This window comes from Helcococcus bovis (genome assembly GCF_046035835.1).
GTDB classification, from domain to species: Bacteria; Bacillota; Clostridia; order Tissierellales; family Peptoniphilaceae; genus Helcococcus; species Helcococcus bovis.
On record NZ_JBFNGB010000003.1, the window covers coordinates 99,120 to 105,287 of the forward strand.

Here is a 6,168-nt window from a genome sequence, read left to right on the forward strand (position 1 = left end):
CTGATGATGATTATGATTGTTTAACTATCTTAATTATAATACATTTTCAATACATACTATAATTTTATAATAATCATAATTTAGTAGTAAATTATTAATTTTATTCTATACTATTGAAGACAAACATATCCTTCATAAATTGCTACATATTTTCCAGGACTAATATATTGAACTCTTATTTTATTTAATTTTCCTTTAAATAATCCTAATCCCTCATCAGGAATATAGGTAATAGTATCTGGTGCTAAATTAGCTTCAGATTGCGAATTGTAGTACTTATTAACAATTTTATGTATAGGAAAATGAGTACAACTATTTTTTTTCAATTCTCCAAAAATCTCTTTATCACTATTATAAGGGTCTGTCCATGTATATGCATAAGTATTATAGTTTGATAAATACATCAATGTAATTAACACACTTGCAAATAATAAATTATTAAAAATTTTCTTCATTTTTTACCTTCCTTTTTTAATTTATATATTTGTAAATTATAACTTACAAATAAATATTAATATAATTAAAACTTAAATTCAATGACATCGATGTCATATTTTAAAATATTTTATATAATTTTATTCGTTGTATGTTAAATAAAAAAATTAATTTTAAATTAAATAATATCATTAAAGCAATTAACATCAACATTTATTATCATACCTATTTTTATTTTGGGTACAAATCAGATATTATTCAAAATAAAACAATTTTCTATATATCTAAAAAATAATTTTTTTAATTTAAAATAATTATATTGTAAATATTTTATCTTCTAATTTTCTCCATTTCTTCCGGAAACATTCTCATATATCTTTCTTCTGAACCAACTTTTTTCTTTGTAATATCTGTAAATTCTATATTTTCATCTTCTAATTTTTCTATTAGATATGAAACTTTATTTATTCCAATATTCGCAATCATTTTATCTTGATTTAGTTCATAATTTAATCCCTTAATTTGATAATCTTTAAGTTTTTCTACTGATTCTTTTGTTAATGATAACTCATAAATATTGTCTTTTATTAAATCCATTTGTTCTTCTACTATTCGACCATCTTTCAAGAACATTATTTGATCTGTCAATAAGTCTATTTCACTTAATGTATGTGATGAAATTAATATAGCTGTTCCCGATTCTACTAATTCTTTTAATAGATGTCTTACTTTAATTACCGATGTAGGATCCAGCCCATTCAAAGGTTCATCAAGTATCATAAGTTTCGGTTTATTCATCATTGCCATCGCAATTAGTAAATGCTGTTTCATTCCTAATGAATAGTCTCCGGTTTTTTTATTCATATAATGGGCTATTTGTAATTTTTCAACAACCTCATCTATTCTTTCTTTCGGTAATTTTTGTGCTGTTTTAATAAATGCTAAATGGTCATATCCTGTCAAATAGTCATATAAAACTCTATTATCTTTTAAAAAAGATACTTCAAAAAATATATCTGAATTCGTATTTTTCTTTCCAACAACTTCGATTTCACCACTATTGGGTTTCAATAAGTTTGAAATTACATTAAATAAAGTAGATTTTCCTGCCCCATTCGGTCCTATAACAGCATAAATACCGGGATTTTCAATATGCATGTTAATTCCTTTAAGCACTTCCTGTTTTCCAAATTTTTTTGTTACATTTTCTAATTTTAAAATTGACATAATTTCTCCTCGCATAATAATTTTATAATTAAAACCACATGTTTTATTTTTATCTCAAACTATTTGTAATATATTAGTTGTATAATTTCTAATCGAAAGATGTCGAACTAACAATATTCTCTCAATATGGTACAAGATATTAGTTGTATAATTTCTAATCGAAACTCTCTCTACTTATTAGTTGTTACATCTTGATAAAATCAAGCTAAGAAATAAATTAAAGTTTCAGTTCAAATATTGTTACATTTTCTTAATAATTAAAAGCAGACTCATTTTTTAATTTTCTATTTTTTGTCCGTAAAATTTTTACTATTTTGCTAAAATAAGCATACAAAAATCTAAAGTTAGACCTTTTTGTCCGTAAATTTTAAGTAAGAATGAAAAATAAATAGCTAAAAGCAGACAGAATCCACCAAACATCTATTTTTATCCGTAAAATTTTACAAGCACAGCAAACAAAATTGTTAAAAATAAGGTTTTTATCCGTAAAGTATACAGCTAGTGTCTAAATTCGATTTCAACTTATAAATAGTTGTAAACTTATAAGTTGTAGCAACCATACTTTATACTTTTTGTTTCCTTTTATTAACTATCATGCTTCCAATTATCATAAATATTATGCTCCATACAGTTAAGACCATCACACTTGTCACAAAGTTCCCACCGATTATTACATTTCTTATCATTACCGAATTATCTGCCACTTTATTTGCAAATAAATAGCTAAATGGACTATATAACTTTACGATATTTACATTTAATAAATTTGTTAAAATCACACCTGTTAATATAAATCCCGATGTCATAGCAATTAGTAAATTTTTACTCTTTGTGTATATTGAAAATAATGTTGCTATTGATGATATTAAAAATCCTTGCAATATCATTACTATAAATGTCTTTGTTAGATACTGCCAAATTGGCATAGTCGTAAATGTTTTTATTGCATTTAATCTTTCTTCAGGGATATTAAATTTCTTAAAATATGTTAAATAGTGAATTACAGGTTGTTTTATTTCTCCAAATCCTTCTGTAATAACACCGTTTAATATTGCAAATGCAAATACTACAAAACAGAAAATCGCTAATACATATGTTTGTGAAAAAACTTTTGTAATATTATATTTAAATCTATTTAAGGGTTGTGTATATATCATATTTAGCTGATTTCCATTTTCTTTTTCCGATACATACCCATGAAGTATCATAAACATTACAATCCCTAAAAATATTATATCTAAATCTTGATATTTTAACATTCTGTATATGGTATATACACCTGAATTTGTTCCATATCTTTCTTGATTTCTAACTTGTTTTTCTATCAAATTAGAATTAAAAATTTGATATTCTGAAAATTTAAAATCACTTTTTGTTATAGGTATTACTTTATCTTTTATAGACACATCACTTAATACTTCATTTTCAAAAGTATTAAATGGTAGTGAATCTTGTTTAGAAATAAACATAGTATTATAGTGAGTTGATCTAAATATATCAAGCCATTTTTGAGAGTTATAAAATAAGCTAGAATCTCCTTTTTTATATCCTGCTATCATATTATTTATATGATTTTCTTGTGTTTTTGCTAAAGCATAAAATGAAGAGTTTATATCACTCAAATTGATATTTTTTATACTTTCACCTCTAGCCTCTATTCTATTCTTTTCTAATTTAACTTCTTCTACTATTTCTTTTATCTCTCCATTTTCTCCTATTTTATAATTTTTAATATTTATAGCTTTGTTTTTCTCAAAAAAGTGTAAAGAAAATATTAAAATTAATGTTGCTAATAAATAAATTAAAAAACTTTGATTATTAGTTATTTTCCTTACTTCAAATCTAAATACACTATATTTATTAATATAAATTTTATCTTGAACCTTATTAAACTTAAAATTATATCTAAGTATATAAATTGTTGCTAAAATTAATATTGTTGTGAATAAAATAAATATACCTAAAAAATAAAAGTTACTACTATACAATTCTTTATATTCATATTGTCCCGATATTGATATCGTCGAAAAAATTTTTCCATTAATTGTTCTAATATAATCCATTACATATATAGGATTAAATACCGTTTTTAAACCTTCAATATTTTCTGTAAACGTGAAACTCAATCCAAATAAAGTAACTAACAGAGCCAATGATACTTGCTTACTTCTAAATATTGAATTTACAAATAATATTATTGAATACATCAAATTCATAATTGTAAAAAATAATAATAAAATTAATGGCAAAAGATTATAAGCTAAAATATATTTTGGATTTAACCCTTCATGAAATACTCTATATATTTCTCTAAATCCACCTAAATTAATTCCTTGAGCAAAACATATTAATGCAAAAAATATAAAAAAGGATGACAAATATATTATGGAAATTAAATTCATTGAAATTAATTTTGAAATAACTAATTTTCTATAATCTATAGGTTGAGTTTTCAATAGATTAATCGTACCATCTTCCATTTCCTTGCTTAAAATCCCATAAAATATTAGTATCGCAAATACTAAAAATGGTATACCAAATATTATCTTACTATTATATATGATTCTTCTTGCGTAATTTGTTGACAAATGTTCTAAAAAACTATTATTTCTAGGAATATCATTTTTTTTTAGATATTCCATTTCCAAAACAGCATAATTAACATCTTTTTTTTCTAGTTTATCTTTTAACTCTAATTTATAATCCTTATAAAATTTTAATACCTCTGTTAATAAATTGTAATCTAATTTATAAAATTTTTTACTTATATCAAATTTTTCCTTAAATGTCTTTTTATCTATATTTAACATAAAATGATTAAGCTCTGAATATTTAGAGTAATGATTATTATCTATAATTTCATTTAGCCTAGTTATATATTCTAAATTTTTTAGAAAAAGAAAATCATTTTTTCTTGCATTAGCAATTAAAATGGTATCTCCTGGAACTTTTGATACTTTATATTCATGACTTAATTCTAAAATATTATTAGATCTATAATTTACATAAAATGACATAATAATAGCGAATAAAATAGTAAATAATATTAACTTTGATTTATGTAATTTTTTAAGTTCTAGTTTTAGCATATCAGCCTCTATAAAAAAAGATCTATTAAAATCAATATAATTTCTATTTCAACAGCTCTTTTTATATTATTTATAATATTTTATACTCTACATACGTTGCAATTAATTAAACTATTTATATCTACTTATTTCTATAATATTTAGATATCTTAATTCCAAATGGAACTATAACTCCTCTTCTTTGAGCTTCGTACATTGTTTTTACAGCTACATTCTGAATTCCTGAATAATAACTTTTATCATTATCAAAGTCATATCTGTCAGTTATTGTTATCTTTCCATAGTCATGTTTCGTCCAAGTGAATCCGTGTATTGCATAATACAAATCTTTTTCAATCGTTCCACCTATATTAGGAAATTCTGCTTTACCAGAAAAACTTGAAGATCTATGAATATTCTTAAATACTCGTGAGCTTGTCACTCTATCACCATGTATAGGGATATACAAAGAATCAATTTCATTATTTTCTTTTGCATGTGTTAAAAGTTCTGCTGACAAAATATATCCTTGATAATTAAACCATGCAATTACAGCAGAAACAGCACTTGAGTATATAAAATTATTAGCACTCTTAAATCTATAATCTCGGTTAGTGTTATAACTTTTAATTTGATCATCTAATGAATTTATAATACTGTTTACTTTATCTTTTTCATACTGAGATAAAAAGTTCAATGCTAATAAATTTTGATAATACTTTATATTTTTCCTTAATTCTGTTTCAACACTTGTCCCATTTTTTTTCTAACTCATTTTTTATAATCTCTATATCCCCTTCTGAATTACTTGCTTTTACAAATGCACCTGATGGAAAAATCAACAAAACAAAAGCAAAAATAAGTCATATTAAATTTCTTTTACTATATATTTTAAACATATATTCTCCTAAATTTTATTTTCAAACAAATAATAAATATCTTCTTCTGTATTATACATAATAATTAATGTATATCCTTTTTCTGATGTTTCGATAGTTTTTAAATATTGCATTTTATCTAATTTTAAATTAATTTTTGATTCAGTAATAATTCTTTTTACTATGTCTTTTTCAATATGATTAATCATATTATTTTCTTTTTTTATTAAATCAGTACCTTCCAATTTTTTAGAAGTTGTAATTAATTTTAACAATCTATTACCATCTCCTAAAAAACTATCTCTAGAAGAAAATACTTCTGTAACTTTTGAATCTATAGGTAATTTAACTCCTGTTCTTTCAATCAAATTAGATTTCAAGTTAGATTTAAGCGTAAAAATCGAAAATAGTATAATAAAAATTATTCCCACCCCTAAAACGCAATATAATTTTCTTTTTTTCATTTTTCTCCTTAACTGAATTTTTTTCTTGTAAATTATAACTTACACCCCTATATTAATATAATTATTTTCGTTTTACAATGACATCGATGTCACATG

General features: G+C 23.0%; 5 protein-coding genes. All 5 read right to left on the minus strand.

The window, feature by feature from the left end:
* Positions 1–110 precede the first annotated feature (110 nt).
* Positions 111–455 carry a hypothetical protein gene (locus tag ABGF48_RS01915; protein WP_408104666.1) on the minus strand — a complete coding sequence of 115 codons (345 nt, stop codon included), beginning with the start codon at positions 453–455 and terminating at the stop codon, positions 111–113.
* 310 nt (positions 456–765) lie between these two features.
* A complete protein-coding gene (locus ABGF48_RS01920; protein WP_408104667.1) occupies positions 766–1,662 on the minus strand; it encodes an ABC transporter ATP-binding protein in 897 nt (298 codons plus the stop codon).
* A 563-nt stretch (positions 1,663–2,225) separates the two neighbouring features.
* Entirely contained in the window at positions 2,226–4,751 is a 2,526-nt protein-coding gene (locus ABGF48_RS01925) for an ABC transporter permease (protein WP_408104668.1), read from the minus strand.
* Between the two features lie 121 nt (positions 4,752–4,872).
* A complete protein-coding gene (locus ABGF48_RS01930; RefSeq protein ID WP_408104669.1) occupies positions 4,873–5,427 on the minus strand; it encodes a hypothetical protein in 555 nt (184 codons plus the stop codon).
* 210 nt (positions 5,428–5,637) lie between these two features.
* Entirely contained in the window at positions 5,638–6,072 is a 435-nt protein-coding gene (locus ABGF48_RS01935; RefSeq protein WP_408104670.1) for a hypothetical protein, read from the minus strand.
* Positions 6,073–6,168: the final 96 nt, after the last annotated feature.

Coding starts and splice junctions, on each gene's coding strand:
- ABGF48_RS01915 (WP_408104666.1), bottom strand. CDS start 455: ATGAAGAAAATTTTTAATAATTTATTATTTGCAAGTGTGTTAATTACA.
- ABGF48_RS01920 (WP_408104667.1), bottom strand. CDS start 1,662: ATGTCAATTTTAAAATTAGAAAATGTAACAAAAAAATTTGGAAAACAG.
- ABGF48_RS01925 (WP_408104668.1), bottom strand. CDS start 4,751: ATGCTAAAACTAGAACTTAAAAAATTACATAAATCAAAGTTAATATTA.
- ABGF48_RS01935 (WP_408104670.1), bottom strand. CDS start 6,072: ATGAAAAAAAGAAAATTATATTGCGTTTTAGGGGTGGGAATAATTTTT.